Annotated in this window: 17 protein-coding genes and 2 pseudogenes; 10 read left to right on the plus strand and 9 right to left on the minus strand. The window is 34.8% G+C overall.

All coding sequences use genetic code 11. From position 1 onward, the window contains the following. Nucleotides 1-6 precede the first annotated feature (6 nt). On the minus strand, nucleotides 7-1,113 hold the full coding sequence (locus WAZ07_RS21445; RefSeq protein WP_336474067.1) for a toxic anion resistance protein: 1,107 nt from the start codon (nucleotides 1,111-1,113) through the stop codon (nucleotides 7-9). Nucleotides 1,114-1,309: 196 nt separating this feature from the next. Continuing rightward, the gene (locus tag WAZ07_RS21450) at nucleotides 1,310-1,897 is read right to left on the minus strand and encodes an O-methyltransferase (protein ID WP_336474068.1); all 588 of its coding nucleotides are present in this window, start codon (nucleotides 1,895-1,897) and stop codon (nucleotides 1,310-1,312) included. Nucleotides 1,898-2,072: 175 nt separating this feature from the next. Here WAZ07_RS21450 and WAZ07_RS21455 point away from each other — a divergent pair, with 175 nt between their 5' ends. Further along, nucleotides 2,073-3,476: an HD domain-containing protein gene (locus tag WAZ07_RS21455; RefSeq protein ID WP_336474069.1), complete on the plus strand. Its 1,404-nt coding sequence runs from the start codon at nucleotides 2,073-2,075 to the stop codon at nucleotides 3,474-3,476. A 136-nt stretch (nucleotides 3,477-3,612) separates the two neighbouring features. Here the strand turns inward: WAZ07_RS21455 and WAZ07_RS21460 are convergent, their stop codons facing one another. The 3 genes and pseudogenes from WAZ07_RS21460 to WAZ07_RS21470 form a co-directional block, all read right to left on the minus strand. Beyond that, on the minus strand, nucleotides 3,613-3,972 hold the full coding sequence (locus WAZ07_RS21460) for a hypothetical protein (RefSeq protein ID WP_336474070.1): 360 nt from the start codon (nucleotides 3,970-3,972) through the stop codon (nucleotides 3,613-3,615). Between the two features lie 326 nt (nucleotides 3,973-4,298). Beyond that, complete coding sequence (locus WAZ07_RS21465; RefSeq protein ID WP_336474071.1) at nucleotides 4,299-5,255, minus strand: VOC family protein; 957 nt, start codon at nucleotides 5,253-5,255, stop codon at nucleotides 4,299-4,301. Nucleotides 5,256-5,470: 215 nt separating this feature from the next. After that, nucleotides 5,471-5,665 (minus strand): annotated as a pseudogene (locus WAZ07_RS21470) (GNAT family N-acetyltransferase); the annotation flags it as partial. Nucleotides 5,666-6,107: 442 nt separating this feature from the next. Here WAZ07_RS21470 and zwf point away from each other — a divergent pair. Continuing rightward, nucleotides 6,108-7,622 carry a glucose-6-phosphate dehydrogenase gene (gene zwf / locus WAZ07_RS21475; RefSeq protein WP_396550088.1) on the plus strand — a complete coding sequence of 505 codons (1,515 nt, stop codon included), beginning with the start codon at nucleotides 6,108-6,110 and terminating at the stop codon, nucleotides 7,620-7,622. Continuing rightward, on the plus strand, nucleotides 7,609-8,223 hold the full coding sequence (locus WAZ07_RS21480; RefSeq protein WP_336474072.1) for a cyclase family protein: 615 nt from the start codon (nucleotides 7,609-7,611) through the stop codon (nucleotides 8,221-8,223). Before zwf ends, WAZ07_RS21480 begins: the two co-directional genes overlap by 14 nt. 123 nt (nucleotides 8,224-8,346) lie before the next feature. On the opposite strand, the gene gnd is transcribed toward WAZ07_RS21480, so the two are convergent. Then, nucleotides 8,347-9,252 (minus strand): phosphogluconate dehydrogenase (NAD(+)-dependent, decarboxylating), encoded by a 906-nt coding sequence (gene gnd / locus WAZ07_RS21485; RefSeq protein ID WP_336474073.1) that lies wholly within the window; start codon nucleotides 9,250-9,252, stop codon nucleotides 8,347-8,349. Between the two features lie 255 nt (nucleotides 9,253-9,507). Here gnd and WAZ07_RS21490 point away from each other — a divergent pair, with 255 nt between their 5' ends. Continuing rightward, complete coding sequence (locus tag WAZ07_RS21490; RefSeq protein ID WP_336474074.1) at nucleotides 9,508-10,260, plus strand: alpha/beta hydrolase family protein; 753 nt, start codon at nucleotides 9,508-9,510, stop codon at nucleotides 10,258-10,260. 181 nt (nucleotides 10,261-10,441) lie between these two features. On the opposite strand, the gene WAZ07_RS21495 is transcribed toward WAZ07_RS21490, so the two are convergent. After that, nucleotides 10,442-10,924, minus strand: a complete 483-nt coding sequence (locus WAZ07_RS21495; RefSeq protein WP_336474075.1) for a HEAT repeat domain-containing protein — start codon at nucleotides 10,922-10,924, stop codon at nucleotides 10,442-10,444. A 210-nt stretch (nucleotides 10,925-11,134) separates the two neighbouring features. On the opposite strand from WAZ07_RS21495, the gene WAZ07_RS21500 reads away from it, so the two are divergent. The 6 genes and pseudogenes from WAZ07_RS21500 to WAZ07_RS21525 all read left to right on the plus strand — a co-directional run bounded on the left by WAZ07_RS21500 (nucleotide 11,135) and on the right by WAZ07_RS21525 (nucleotide 14,554). Further along, nucleotides 11,135-11,914 carry an alpha/beta fold hydrolase gene (locus WAZ07_RS21500; RefSeq protein ID WP_090920610.1) on the plus strand — a complete coding sequence of 260 codons (780 nt, stop codon included), beginning with the start codon at nucleotides 11,135-11,137 and terminating at the stop codon, nucleotides 11,912-11,914. A gap of 822 nt (nucleotides 11,915-12,736) precedes the next feature. Further along, nucleotides 12,737-13,337, plus strand: a pseudogene (locus tag WAZ07_RS21505) (DUF3967 domain-containing protein). A 36-nt stretch (nucleotides 13,338-13,373) separates the two neighbouring features. Continuing rightward, nucleotides 13,374-13,682, plus strand: a complete 309-nt coding sequence (locus WAZ07_RS21510; RefSeq protein ID WP_336474076.1) for a hypothetical protein — start codon at nucleotides 13,374-13,376, stop codon at nucleotides 13,680-13,682. A 190-nt stretch (nucleotides 13,683-13,872) separates the two neighbouring features. Then, nucleotides 13,873-14,142, plus strand: a complete 270-nt coding sequence (locus tag WAZ07_RS21515) for a hypothetical protein (RefSeq protein WP_336474077.1) — start codon at nucleotides 13,873-13,875, stop codon at nucleotides 14,140-14,142. Beyond that, complete coding sequence (locus tag WAZ07_RS21520; RefSeq protein WP_336474078.1) at nucleotides 14,111-14,398, plus strand: hypothetical protein; 288 nt, start codon at nucleotides 14,111-14,113, stop codon at nucleotides 14,396-14,398. The genes WAZ07_RS21515 and WAZ07_RS21520 overlap by 32 nt, the downstream gene beginning before the upstream one ends. 24 nt (nucleotides 14,399-14,422) lie before the next feature. Continuing rightward, entirely contained in the window at nucleotides 14,423-14,554 is a 132-nt protein-coding gene (locus tag WAZ07_RS21525; protein WP_336474079.1) for a hypothetical protein, read from the plus strand. A 904-nt stretch (nucleotides 14,555-15,458) separates the two neighbouring features. Here the strand turns inward: WAZ07_RS21525 and WAZ07_RS21530 are convergent. Continuing rightward, a complete protein-coding gene (locus WAZ07_RS21530; protein ID WP_090911505.1) occupies nucleotides 15,459-15,644 on the minus strand; it encodes a cold-shock protein in 186 nt (61 codons plus the stop codon). Between the two features lie 87 nt (nucleotides 15,645-15,731). Beyond that, nucleotides 15,732-15,935, minus strand: coding sequence for a cold-shock protein CspD (gene cspD, locus WAZ07_RS21535; RefSeq protein ID WP_090911503.1), 204 nt, complete (start codon nucleotides 15,933-15,935; stop codon nucleotides 15,732-15,734). Nucleotides 15,936-16,045 lie beyond the last annotated feature (110 nt).

Below are 16,045 nucleotides of genomic sequence, written 5' to 3' on the forward strand. Positions count from 1 at the left end.
TGCCGTCTATTTATTTGGACGCTGAATGAGCTTCTTTTTCATTTCATCGTTGAACGTGTCTAGTTCTTTTACAAACATTTTACTTGATTCAATAATACGTTCTGTTGATTTTTCAGATGCTTCAATCGCCGCAAATACGTTTTGGAATGATTCGCGAAGTTTCTCCATACCGATTGCTGGATTTTCTAACAACTTAGTCGTTTCTTCTGTATTTTGCTTTAGCGCTTGTGAATTACTCAATATCATAGATTCAATTGCTTCATTTGTCGCATTCACAGCATCAATTGTTTTCCTTTGATTCGTTAACGCCAATTGAATCGCTGCTGATACTGTGACAACGTTTTGCGTCATTGTAATTGCATTTCGAATCGCTTCTGTTAACTTTTCATTATTTTTCTTAATGATATCAACAGAGGCAATAGATTGTAGTAACACACTCTTTGCTTGCTGCATATTACGCGTACGTACAAGAATCTTTTCTAGCGCATCGTTAATTAATGGAATATCTTTTTGCCGCTCTGGATTTTGTTTTTCTACTTCCAACATATCCGCAAGCTTCTTACCTAAATACACTTGTTTATCAAGCGCATGAATCTTTTGCTCGGATTGTTCTTTTAACATTTCTAAACCAACGCTGTCTTCTCGTAAATTATCACGACCAACTAATAGCGCCTTTATAATCTCTTCAATTTGTTTATCAATGGATTGATATTTATGAACATACGTTTCCATCGGGTTTTTCTTAAATACTTTGAACATAATTCGTTTCATACCAGATGCATGTAGTGAATTCGGATCTAATTCTGAAACAACTTTACGTAAATCAAGCAATGTTTTAGGAATATCCTCATTTTTCCCATTCATCATCGCCGTTACTGGACGTTTTAATGCCGTTAATGTTTGCCCTGCATCACGTTGTTCTTTATCTCCTAAATCAGCAAGTTGTGCCAGTACTTTTGAAAGATCTGCATTATGCTCACTATTTAACTTTTGCACATACAAATCCGCTTCTTTATTTAGTTCAGCTAATTCCTCATCTTTAATAACTGAATCTACGACTACTTCTATCTTGTCCTCTACTGATAAGGTTTCCTTCTTTTGCAATTCCGTCAACAAAATCGCTCCTTTATATGCATACACTTATAATTATGGTTAGGTGACCATATCTTTAAACGGTCTATATATTGCATTCATTCCCCGTTTTATATTATAAGTATACCTATTGTATTTTTAATTGTCCTCAGACTTAAGGCTGAGAAGCATCCATTCTTAAGGCGGATTCTTTAGTTTAAAAGGCTTACAATTCTTTTTAATTGAGTTTCCGCATGACATAAGCACCCATCTTAAAAGGCAATAACACTGTTTCAAAGTTCTTCTCTTCTTCAACTAAATCAAAAAAATTCTGTAATTCCTCCGCATGCGAAGTTGCATTATCAACGACAATAATTCCTTTAGGTATTAAAATGCGTTTTAGGTCTTCCCACCACCATATATACTGCGTTCGTTCTGCATCTAAAAAAATAAAATCATACGACTTGTCTAGCTGTTCTGATAAAAACGCCCCAGCTTCTTGATTATGGATATGAATATAGTTTGTGAGGTTTGCTTTTTGGAAGTTTTCATTTGCCTCTGCCACTCGTTTCGATGAAAGTTCAACTGTTGTAACAGTTCCCTTTGTTTCCTCTGCAGCATTAGCAAGCCATAATGTAGAGAATCCATTCGATGTGCCAATTTCTAATATGTGTTTCGCTTCACGCATTTTCACCAAAATAGATAAAAACTGTCCCATTTCTTTAGACACGTTTCGCAATCTTTCTTCTCTCGTTTCTTTTGTGTAATCATGTTCTAATCCGAATACTTCAAGATCTTGGAGTAACTTTTCTACTTCTAGTCTCATACCTAATCCCCCTTACATATATCTTTCATTGCTAAACAAAAAAAATAGTATATGGGTGATGTCAAAAATAATATGTAGGTCTACCTACAATTATATGCTATTAGAAAGGCTTTTTCCTGTATGAAGGCGAACTATTATTCCTTAGTTAAAAAAATTAATAAATGAAGGTGAATTGATGAAAGAACAACTTATTCATAAAGCTACTTATTTAACCCAAAATGAATTCGAGCAGTTTCAGTTTGCCATCTTGTTTGCTGAACAAGCACATGAAGGACAGTTTCGCATATCCGGAGAACCTTATATTTTACATCCCTTTGCAGTGACAGACATATTACTTGACTGCGAAGCCGACTGTGTAACATTAATTGCAGCATTGTTACATGATGTCGTAGAAGATACAAATTATAGGCTGGAAGATATACAAAAACACTTCGGAAAAGAAGTTTCTTATATTGTCGATGGACTAACGAAAGTAGATAAGAAATCTGTACAAAATAAAGAAGAATATGAAGCAATTAATTTCAAAAAGTTGCTCGTGGCAGCACAAAAAGATATTCGAGTGATAATTATAAAAGTAACAGACCGACTTCACAACATGAGAACGCTGCAAGTAAAAAATAAGCATAAACAAGTTCCTTACGCAAACGAAACGTTAAAGATATTCGCTCCACTTTGCCATAAACTACATTTTAAAACGATACAATATGAATTAGAAGATCTTGCATTTTTTTATCTCCATAATCAAAAGTACGAAGGAATGAAACAACTTTTACAAAATTATAATCAGATATTACACCATCTAATAGATACGATTTCTAGAGACATGCAAAGCTTTCAAGATGAAGTATTAACATGGCACCTGGATTATGAAATAAGCCCTATTAATACTGCTTATTCTCATCTGCAAGTCATTCAAGATGTAACTATGATTTCCAAAATTCATATTACAACTTCATCCATTTTAGATTGTTATAAAATTCTCGGAATGGTACATCAATTATACGAACCAATCCCACACCAATTTGAAGACACAATTGCCATCAATAGCAATTTATTTGATAAATGTTTGAAAACAAAGGTCAAAATTGAAAATCACGAGATGGCTATATGTATTCAAACTGAAGATGGTAAACGAAGGCATGATGGAGGTATTTTTTCTTTACTTTCAAGCGATATGCCGCATTCTGAAGTACAACAGCTATCTGCACAGCTTATGGATGATACAATTATGAACAACATAGAATTAACAAAAGATACGCTCACTTTTTATGATTTAGTTTCCTACGAACTCTTTCAAGATACAATCGTTGTTTTCACACCACAATTACAGCCAATTCATTTACCTGAAGGAGCAACGATTATCGATTTTGCATTTGCAGTAAACGCAGAACTAGCAATACATATGTCTTCAGCAAAAAGAAATGGTGATAAAACATCAATTATGACAACTCTTTCACATCTAGATATTGTTGAAATGATAATTGATTCTCATACCATTCAGCTTGAAACAAAATGGTTGAATTTTGCTAATACTTCTAAAGCACAGTTAGCTATTCATAAAGCATTGCATAAGGAATAATCTTTTTTCATACAGTTAAGCCAACATTACACAATCTCAGTTCTCTCTAATAAACCGTGAAAATTATAGAATGGGTCACAGATAAAGGGTGATACAATTTCTTGAAATTTGTATCACCCTTTATCTAACGCTCATATTAATCTCTCATATGTTTCCTAATATCTGCTGCTACCTTAGTAGGATTATCAATTTCAAAAACAACATACTTATATTTTTCGTGACCTTCTAATTCAATCATTACGAGAGGTACCCTATTTTCATAGGAAAGAAAATACCACTCATCAGCATATTTAAAACTTCCCTCAAAAATATTAAGGGCAGGAAATGATGTTCCAGGCATACGAAGCATCCAGTGCGGAGCATCAAAATAGTCTACAAATACACTTTTAATTGTATGAAATGGGATTTTTAATGATAGTTTTAACGCAAAAAAACCAGTTACTCCATTCAATTTCAAAACTACACCTTCATCTTCAAATTGTACTTCTCTCCCCATGTTCTCCCTCCTAGCTTTTTATACGTCCATCATCCAAAGTATAACATAGGGAGATTTTCCCTATCATCTATTCTTTTCTGTTAATTATAAAGCGTAATAACTCTTCTTCTTCATCAAATTCACCTGCTTCAACAAAACCAAAACTTTTATATAATGTAGTGTAGTGCTATCCTAAGGGAAAGTGAAAAATTCCTCTTGGTGATAGCACTATTTTTATACCGTAAACAGTTGTTTTGTATCTTTTAAAACACTTACAGGAAATTAGTATTTTTTAAGTCTTAATCTACCTCTGTTTCAATTTAACACGGATTGTTTGCTTTTCGCGGCTACGCTTTTCTGAACACGATAGCAGCACCAAGCGCCGAAGCTGCCGGTACGAAGATGTCGCCTGAGGTCGTCTCCGCTATCGGTAAACCATTCTCTTCGAGATAACTTCGGGTGTGGGAGATATCGCTCACTGCTACTGCGTACCCGGCGAATCCCGGCAGCGGGGGGGCCACCTCTCCTGGTAGCAGCTCTGACAACCGCGATCCGGGAACGATTGTGATGCGAGCTCCTTCCAAGTTGAAGATGTGTGTCACTCCATCCGTCCGGACCTCACAGTCCAAGTATCGGCCATATCGCCGAGTGAATTCGTCCAGCTCGGAATCGTTTACACATAAGATTGATTCGACCAGATCCGTCGCCCCATTCGGATGGTTCGGAGGTATTTGCTCCTCTACTATGGCTAAGGGTGGGTTTTCCGCTACAGCCAGACGACCTTCATACACGTTGTCCCCGTCAATTTCCAAATAGCGCACGGGAATAAGTTGAATTCCCCCGGACATCTCAAGAGCCCGCTGCACGGTGTTAACACCGCTATGACTGATTCCACTCCGTTGGAAACGGTCCGCTGTCTGGCCGGCATCCTCGGTACCGAAACAAAGAATATGCGCTCCTTCATAACGGGACAGACATCTGGAGACAGTATCGACAGTGCGTTTGATTTTTCCGATTATTGCTTGGAACACATCCGGCGATGCCTGCAACGGAACGAGTTTTGCATTGATCGGAATCTTCGCGCCTATCTCGGCAACCGTTACGATTTCGATAAAGCTGCCTAAAAACTCGGCATGCGAATTGGCCGCTCCGAATAGCTTCGGAGGTTCTCCTTCATTTTCGGCCATCGCCGGATAGGACGGTGGCGAACAGACAAATCCCAGTTTTCTGTACAGCTCAAGTGCAGCTTCCATATCGGAGACTACATGGCCGACGTGATGAATGAATTTGATTTCAGCATGCATTTGCATCCACTCTCCTTGAATTCAATAATTGTGACAAAAGAAAAGTTTATTTTAATTACATTGAACAATTTGGGGTGACTTGTTTTCTTAAGTTGATGGCAATGTGGTGGTACTCCAATTTATAATCCTTTGTTTAGTTGATTATTCTTATTTTTAAGATCCTCAATGCTTCACATCTGCGGCTACGCCTCCCGCTATGGGCTATGTCTTCCTTCGAAACCAATTAATCCCTGCTCTTCTTCATAAATGGCAAAGGGCAAATAATTCACCTTATCACCGTCTGGTTTCACATACACTTTAGCAAGTGATACTGCTACAGTTGGAACGAAATAATTTTGAACATCTTTTACTTTTAATTGTAAGGCCTCTTGCCAATTCTCTCTCGTCACTGCTTCTAATTGCACTTTCATCTTATTCTCCCCTGCTTGTTCAAGATTGCGTTACCTCTTTACTAAATTCTAAAAGTCCAATTACATTCCCAAATGGATCATTACATGCACTAAAATAACCTGGAGGACATTTTTGTGGTGTATCATATATCATTTCGATGCCTTTTTCTTTATAAAAAGCTATTGTTTCGATTCAATTATCTGTTTCAATACCTAAAACAACTTGAGCTTGCTTTATATTTGTTACGTTTATAGAAATCACGCAAATGTTTGGCATCCCCAAGGCTTCCTCACCTTTCATTTCATTCTATATTTCTCTATTTTCCAAAGTTCTCCTTCTTCTCTAAGTACTTCTCGTCACTCAATGAGCTACAGTAAATTATTCACCTTGTATCTTACATGTATTACTAAATAAACCACATACTAAGTTTGAATTTATTTACAATAAAGTGAGGCTTATTACATGATGAAACCCCCTAAAACTATTATTGTCATTTTTGGTGCAACAGGTGATTTAGCAAAACGTAAATTGTTTCCTTCCATTTATAGACTGTATCGAAGTGGGAAAATCTCTGAAGATTTCGCTGTTGTTGGTGTTGCAAGAAGACCTTGGTCTAACGAAATATTTCGTGAAAATGTCAAACAATCTATTCATCACTTTCCAGATAATGACAGAAATCAAGATACATTCACTTCCCATTTTTACTACCATCCTTTTGATGTAACAAACATATCTTCTTATCAAGAGCTTAAAAGTTTGTTAAGCACTCTTGATGATAAATATAACACGGCTGGAAACCGCATTTTTTATTTAGCGATGGCTCCTGATTTTTTTGGGACAATTGCCACAAATTTAAAATCAGAAGGATTAACTTCTACAGAAGGATGGATTCGATTAATTATTGAAAAGCCGTTTGGGCATGACTATGACTCAGCTCAAGAACTAAACGATCAGCTGCGTCAAGCATTTACAGAAGAACAAATTTACCGGATTGACCATTACTTAGGAAAAGAAATGGTCCAAAATATTAAAGTCATTCGCTTTGCCAACGCTATTTTTGAGCCTCTTTGGAACAATCAATATATTGCCAACGTACAAATTACTTCAAGTGAAATATTAGGAGTTGAAGATCGAGGACGTTATTATGAGTCTTCTGGTGCTCTCCGCGATATGGTACAAAATCATATACTACAAATGGTTGCTCTTCTTGCGATGGATCCGCCTATTAAGTTAACAGCAGATGAGATTCGCAGTGAAAAAATAAAAATTTTTCGTGCTTTAAAACCGCTCTCAAAAGACGAAGTCGAACAATACTTCGTCCGCGGACAGTATGGCCCTGGCATTATAAACGAAAAAAAGGTAATTGGCTACAAAGAAGAAAACGAGGTAGATCCAGCATCAAATACAGAAACATTTGTTGCAGGTAAGCTAATGATTGAAAATTTCAGATGGACGGGAGTTCCTTTTTATATTCGAACAGGTAAACGTATGCAAGAAAAATCTACTGAAATTGTTATACAGTTTAAAGATTTGCCAATGAATTTATATTTGAGTCAGGAAAGAAAGGTCCATCCTAATTTACTCATTATTCATATTCAACCAGATGAGGGAATTACATTGCACTTAAATGCACAAAAAACAAATAGCAGTGTAACATCAACCCCTATTAGATTAAGCTATTGTAATAACTGTACAGATAAAATGAATACACCCGAGGCCTATGAAATACTCCTATATGATTGCATGCGCGGCGATTCAACCAATTTTACGCATTGGGAGGAAGTGGCCCTTTCATGGAAATTTGTTGATGTTATCTCAAATGTTTGGGCAAATCATAAAGCTGAAAACTTTCCTAACTATGAATCTGGATCAATGGGTCCTAAGGAGTCTGATGCCTTATTAGAAAAAGATAATTTTCATTGGTGGCCAACTATAACGACTCGTTTCAAAGGAGAAAACGACAATGAAAATATATGATATCACAGCACCTATTTTTGAAGGAATGACCGTTTACAAAAATAAACCTGAAAAACAGCCAAAATTTTCCAAAACAACAAATGCTCACGTAACCGAATCACGCATTGAATTAGATGTTCATACAGGTACACATATTGATGCACCTCTTCATATGATCAATAAAGGAAAAACATTTGAAACCATTCCATTAGAAAAATTAGTGGGAACTGCTAAAGTTTTTGATTTAACAGAAATTAAAGATGGAATTACAAAAGCTGATTTAGAAAATCTTGATATTCAAGAGAATGATTTTGTTCTTTTTAAAACACAAAATTCATTTGAAAATGAATTTAACTTTGAATTTATTTTTTTAAAAGAGGACGGTGCGAATTATTTAGCAGCACGAAATATTAGAGGAATTGGGATCGATGCTCTTGGTGTTGAACGTAGTCAACCAGGACATCCTACTCATAAAATATTATTTGGTGCAGATATTATCGTTATTGAAGGATTATGCTTAAAAGAAGTCTCACCTGACAGCTACTTTATGGTGGCGGCGCCATTAAAATTAGTTGGAACAGATGCCTCCCCAGCACGTGTTCTTCTTTTAACAGATATATAAGTTTATATTAATTTCCACGATTAATAAATAGCCCTATTCTCGCCTGAACAGGGCTATTTAAATTACTTGCATACCGAATGAACTTTCCGTTATTGTACATATTATAGTGTTCAATAACACCAACTATTCGTTCTTTTCATTTTTTTCCACAGCATGACCACCAAATTCATTGCGAAGTGCTGCTACCACTTTCCCAGTAAATGAATCGTTTTCTAGCGAACGATAACGCATTAGTAATGACATAGCGATAACAGGCGTTGCCGCTTGTAGATCAAGAGCCGTTTCAACTGTCCATTTCCCTTCACCTGACGAATGCATAATCCCTTTAATTTCATTTAATTTTGCATCTTTAGAAAATGCACGTTCTGTCAATTCCATAAGCCATGAACGAATAACTGAACCATGATTCCACACTTTTGCTACATTTTCATAATCATAATCAAATTCACTTTTCTCTAATACTTCAAATCCTTCACCAATGGCAGCCATCATTCCATATTCAATACCATTATGAACCATCTTTAAAAAATGACCGCTCCCGGCTTTTCCTGCATATATATAGCCATTTTCTACCGCTGTATCCCGAAAAATAGGTTCTACAATAGTCCAAGCTTCCGGATCTCCACCAATCATATAGCAAGCTCCGTGACGAGCGCCTTCTGTTCCGCCAGATGTTCCTGCATCCATAAAATGCACGCCAACTTCTTTGAACTCATTATAACGTCGAATTGATTCCTTATAGTGGGAATTACCCGCTTCAATTACAATATCTCCTTGACTTAAAAATGGCGTAATGTCACTCATCACCGAATCAACAACAGCATGCGGAACCATAATCCAAATGACTCTCGGTTTTTCTAATGATTGAATGAGTTCCGCTAATGTAGTTGTACCAATAGCCCCATATCCTTCTATTTCCTTTACGGCATTTACATTTAAATCAAAAGCGACTACTTCATGCTTTTTATCAATTAAATTTTGTCCTAAGTTAAGTCCCATTTTCCCTAAACCAATTAAACCAATTTTCATGTTCATTTCCTCCTAAAATTCCTATGTACTTATCTTTCTCCATATTGACAACATATAGTTACTCGAAAAATCTCATTTCCGGAAAAGTCTTGGATTTATATTTCTCTGTATATATGAACTCACGCTATCATTTCCCCCTCACAAATCACAAAAAAACAATACTTTCCAAATATATTTTGCACAAAATCGTTTTAGCAGATACACTATAACCAATTATTGAAATTAAAATTTTCAAACAATTGAAGAGGTGTTAACATGTATAAGAAACAACTCATGAATTCTAATAACATCAATTATTTATTATTTGAGCCTACACATGATAATAAGCATGTTACAATTATTATTTATCATGGTTGGGGTTCAAGTATATACAATCAAACTTTTTTAGCAAGTATTTTAGCAAATTTCGGCTACACTGTTATCATTCCCGAGATTATATACCATGACTCTAGAGAAGCCTTGTCAAATTACTTTTCCAAAGCTATTATGGAACATTATTTTTGGAAAACGATTATACAATCTATTGAAGATGTACGAATGTTTATTCAAAGCCTTTCCCTTTCTGACCATAAACTTATTATCCTCGGTAGTTCTATGGGGGGTTTCATTGCTTCTGGTGCTTTTGTTCAAGAACAACAAATAGATGCATTAATTAATATAAACGGTTCGGCGGCCTGGTTAACTTCTGAAGAGATATTTCAAAAACAAGGTTCCAATGCTTATCATGAAATTGATGCTATCGAGCAATTAGACCCTATTAACTTTTTACATAATTTTAAAAATAGACATATCCTCTTACTTCACGGGCAGGAAGATACAGTTATTTCTCCAATTGGGCAGCAAACTTTTTATGAACAAGCCCTAGCATCTGGAGAAATTGAACATTCTCATCTCTCACTTACTCTCTATCCTCATATAAACCACTCTATTAGCTTACCGATGTTAGAAAACATCGTAAATTGGATAGAAGAAAGATTTGTTATAACAAAAAACACCCATCAATCATAAGAAGATGAGTGTTTTTTACTTCATTATGCAAAGTGTGAAAAAAAGCATAAGATAGCCGTTTTGGTCAACTTATGCTTCTAATATACATACAACAAAAAATACAATAAGCTGTCCATATGGACAGCTTATTTACATAAAATTCGTTAGCGGAAGTAAGTATTTAGTTTATTTAACATTAGTATTAGTTGAAAAAGGACTTCCATTTCGTTGCTATTTTTAGTAAAGCATCAATACTTCGGTTAGAATAAGGATCTTTACCCTCTTGCCATTCAGGTTTACGTCTAATTTCATAACCTGTTATCTTTTCTAATGCCAAATGTCTTTTTCCAACAATACCAATTCTTTTATGACGAACATCCTTTTCTAATCCATCAACTAAAGGTTTAATGAATTGTTTGTTTCCTATTTTTGCGGCTAACTGACAGGCATTATAACGAATATCAGTATGTTCATCGTTTATTAAAATACTAACAATTTGCGATAATTCTTCCCAAAAGTTTGGACATAAGTTAAGTGCATAGATTCCTCTCATTCTCACATTAGGAGAGTTATCTGTTAGACAAAGTAATATATCTGAGCTTCTTATAAATGATGGTTGTGTTGAAAGAACAATAATAGCAGCTGTTCTAACTTTATATGAAGGATGGAATAACAATTTTTGCACACTGCTAATAGCTTCGTTAGGTATTTTCTCAGGTGAAAAAGATAAAAGAATATCAATGACCTCTTGGTTTTCTAAGCTAATTTTCTCTAACTTCTCTGGTAAAGCCCGTCCTGTTTCGCTTCTTTGGCCTATAACTTGAATTGGTACTCATTTATATTAACCAAAATGAATATCTATTATTGAAACTATATTAACTAGGGAGGAATCTTCATGGGATACTTTGTTACCGTAGAGTCAGGTGTGAATTTATATGTAGAAGATATTAACCCCGGGGGAAATAAGACCATCGTATTTTTACATGGCTGGCCGTTAAGCCATAAACAGTTTGAATATCAGTTTAATGTTCTTCCTGCTATGGGCTATCGCTGTATTGGTATAGACTGGAGGGGATTTGGCAATTCGGATAAACCAATGAGCGGCTATACTTTTAATAGACTTGCAGATGATATCCGCACAGTAGTTGGTACACTTCAAATAAACAATTTTACTCTTGTGGGTCACTCTACCGGTGGGTCTATCGCAATTCGATATATGTCTCGTCACAATGGTTTTAGGGTATCAAAGCTTGTTCTTATTGATGCGGCCGCTCCAATTGGATTTACCGCAGAAACTGCTAATAACTACCTTAAAGAAACCTTAAATGATCGGCCTAAAATGATGCAGGACGTAACAGATGGCTTTTTCTTTCAGTATATAACTAAACCATTTTCGGACTGGTTTTTGCAAATGGGGCTACAAGCAGCAAGTTGGTCGACAGCTGCTATTATAACTACATTAAGAGATGAGAAGCTACATGCGGATCTTCCGAAAATTAATGTTCCTACTTTAATCGTTCACGGCATTCATGACAAAGTTATTCCATTTGTACAAGCTCAGGAACTAAATGAAAAGATAAGAAATTCACAGCTTGTTCCGTTTCAATATAGTGGTCATGGCCTTTTCTGGGAAGAACGCGAGAAATTTAACCAACTATTGGCACAATTTATTTAGTTAAAAATTTGATCTAAATTCAAATAAACAGAGGACGATAGCGTAATAATCGAGTACGCTTTACGGACAGTAAAATATTTGCTGTAATTATTAGACTCAATACAGTGTTGAACAAAAAGATATGTTAGTTCAACCAGCTAATGGGCTGCAATTATAATCATTATCTTAATCTTCCGCAAAAGAGTGCGATTGTTAATTAAAACTTAGATTTCAAACGACTTTATTGTTATATTTTTTAGTGTAGTGAAGTATCTCGCATCGAGATTAAATAACTATATTTTTAACCCCGTCCCAAATTTAGAACGGGGTTATGCTTGTTTGAGCTTTTAAAATTAAATAACTTTATTGTCATTTTACAGGCAGTCCAATTTATTTATGATTCCTCCTATTCATGTATCTTCGCAAACATAAATAGTCCTAGGCACTAACACCCAGGACTTCTTAATCAAATATTCATACTTTTCCGTATTTTGATTATATCACTTTGAGTAAAAAATTATAGTTCTTTGTTCAACTAAACTCCCTCTTACTTGAACAAAGAACAGTGTATATTATATTCATGTAAGGTTAACATAACGTATCATTATCGGTAGCAAGGAAAAAGGCGTCCCCTTACTCTCACAAGGGATTTGCCTTTTTCTATGAGGCTATGCATGATTTTATACATTGTGGAGATAATGGGGGTTTTCAGGCTTAGGGATGTCCTGTATTAGTACAAAATTTTGTATAAAATCTTGTATAAATGAAAACAAGTGATATGTGAATTATTAAGAAAAAGGGTATATCATTGCTATAGCGAATGTATTTTTGAGGTGAAACGCTATGAAGACGTTTTATAGTCCTAGTGACGTGGCGGAGCAATTAGGCATTCAGTCATCTACGTTACGTAAGTATGCAGACGTGTTGGAAAAAGAGGGTTACAACTTCATAAAAAACGAGCGTGGACATAGGAAGTATAGAGAAAGTGATGTAATGATATTCCGTAAGGTTATAAACCTAAAGGACGATACAGATATGACACTAGAAAATGCTACAAAGCAAATTGTATCATGGCATCAAGGTATTGAGGTGTTGCCGTTGGATCGACATGAAGTTGAGCGCTATGAAGAACCGGATTTCAACGCTACAGATGATGATTCAAGATCAAAAAGAAGTCATTGAAAAACAAAATGAGTTGCTTCAGGAATTAACCAAACGACTAACTGAGCAAGATCAGCGATTCATACAAAGAGAATCAGAGTTATTAAGCGCTATACAAACGATACAAGAATCCCAGGCACTTATAGCGACGAATTCTAGCGAAGACACGGCGAAGAACCAAGGCCGTGATGAAATGCTTATGCAAACAATAAGAGAAGTCCAGGAAGTTAAAAAGATGATTGCAGCAAGTAAAGATAAGAAATGGTATGAGTTTTGGAAATAATCTTTTGAATTTTGATTAATTAAGGAGTGAATTGAAATGGGAAGATACCCAACGATTACAATAATAAAAGAATTAGATAATAGCAAATATGTAATTTATAGTTTTGGTCCTACTATTGATAGTTGCGAGCAATACCCAGAAATGTATGAAAGATGGCGTTTTAAGATTTTAAAAGATAAAATAACCTTTGAAGAAGGTTATGTTTTACTTGATGATATGCCTAAGGAACATTTTCGATTATTTTACAAGTGTGCTTTTAAAGTATATAAGCAAGTTGAAGAATGTGGTGGAATGGAAAATTTTAAAAATATTGATTTACCAGATCAAATTTCATTTATTATTTAAAATTTATAAGGATAGATTGTACTTTATTTTAAAATAAGCATTCTTCTCTCTCCACTTATACTGTGGGGTGTGTTAGAAGGCTCTAAGAATAAATTCAGTCTTAGAATACAGACAGTACTATTAATACTCCTTGTTTTGTTTCTCATAACAATAGGGGTAGGTATACTAGAAGACAGATTGGGGTAGCAGTATGGGGGAAAAGAAATTTATAAACTATGAGAAAGACCCAGAGTATTTAAACGACTATGTAGCATTTACAAGTAAAAAGTTTGGAAAAACCTATTATTTGACTACAGACGTTAAGGGGTACACAGAGTATGAGTTAGAAGCGTATATTGTGGAACTGGAAGCATATAAGAAAAAGAGAAGAAAGAAAAATTGGATATACTTTGGTTGTTTTGTATTGTTTTGTATTGTTTTGTATAGTCTTGTTAGTAATAGAGGGGTATCAAAACGCTGAACTAGTTGCGAAAGGTAAGCCAATAGAAGCACCTGTTCTTGGGAGACATGTTGAGCTTGAACACCCTACTTTAGAATTGATTGTTGATGATAAAGTTAAAAAGTTATGGGTAAAGCAAGAGTTGTATGACAGTATAACTGTCATGGATAAGGTGAAGGTAATTGAATATAAAGGTGAGATTAAGTTAGACCCTAGATACGAAGGTGAAGACTTAATTATAAGATTTATTAAAAAGGAAAAAGGAGTAGGAGAGTAAAATAAAAAAAGGTGTGGTATTAGTATGGAGATGGAAGATAAGGGGCAAGAAATTAAATCAAAAGAATCAAACGATAAGCCTTTAGCTTTTGGTTTTATTCTTTTCATGGTACTCGGGTGTTTTTGCCCAAATCCCCGATATGGGGGAATTAGCTAAATTTATAGCTATGTCAAAAGGTAGACCTTATGACATAGCTATAAATCTAGAATTTTTCATTTCAAAAATACAACTTATAATTATTTGAAATATTTCAATTGAAATGTATATGTTTTGACATAATCATTTTTAAAAGACGTTAAAATCCTTTGTTTATAAGGATCTTTTAATAATCCGCTTGCTATTCTCCCATTTCGAGGGGATGGGCAAAGAAACCCTACTTTGGTTATTTTAAAAGAATTATTTTTGATAATGGTGTTGTAAATCTCTGGAACAAATGCTTATCTACAAAATTCAAGTTATTTTTCTGATGCTTCATTCTTTATTGTAAATAATATACATTCAAAAAATGTTTATTTTTGTTTTTTATGGAAATTAATTTTTTTAGATTATATAAAAGGGTGGTTAATAATGTATAATTTTATTGGTATTTTAATTATTTTAGTAGTGGTAGGTATATCACTTGCTGTAGTAACTTGGTCATTCAGAAAATTATGTGAAATGAGGAAGAAATAGATTAAATATTGATTAACTCATTTTCTATGTTTTAAAAACAAGTCTAATATTGGCGTACCACCAACATTTCAACGAAAATATACGCTAAGCAAATTCCGACATAAAAAACGTTGATTTTACTACTCTAAGCGACTTATTCGATCTCAAAAACGAGGATATTTGAGACAAATGAAATTCACCCTAAAATGTGCTGAGAATAGCTTGAAATACGTCTCAAAATTCATCTCTAAATTAAAGTCTCAATGTAAACAAACAATATTGAGTTTTAAGAATCCCTTAACGTATAAAAAGGTTAAAATGTGCGTGCTACCCCAGTAAAATCTGAATGATTATAGGAGAGTATAAAAAAACCTTGCAGAGAATATTCTGCAAGGTGCTTACAAATATTTTATCCCAATCGAGGCAATAAACGTTCTCCGCTTTTCATTTCACTTCCACATAAAGGACATTTTGGGTGTTTTTCAAATGCAAAGTTTTTTCGCATCCACCCTAAGCACTCCTCTGACTCACATTCCCAAACTGGGATTTCTTCCGGTGCTACTTCTGCAACGTCATTCTTTTTGTTACGATACATGAGACCACTCCTTTTATGTGAAATATGTGTTTATATAATTAAAAAGGTTGTTAACCGTTCGTGTTAACAACCTTTTTATTGTCTAAATTATAGCTTTACAACGTTTTTAGCTTGAGGTCCGCGGTTACCTTCTTCAACTTCGAAGCTCACTTCTTGACCTTCGTCAAGAGTTTTGAAACCGTCGCCAGTAATAGCTGAGAAGTGAACGAATACGTCATTTCCGTCTGCAACTTCGATGAATCCGAAACCTTTTTCGCTGTTAAACCATTTTACTTTACCTGTTAATGTCATGGTAAATGCCTCCTAAAAATAAAGAAAATAAATGTAATATGATCCGTCTTATTTCTAAGGAAAATAAAAATTCACATATTATCAAAAACCCATAAGGAACGCATATCATC

This window comes from Bacillus bruguierae, from assembly GCF_037104725.1.
Lineage (GTDB): Bacteria > Bacillota > Bacilli > Bacillales > Bacillaceae_G > Bacillus_A > Bacillus_A bruguierae.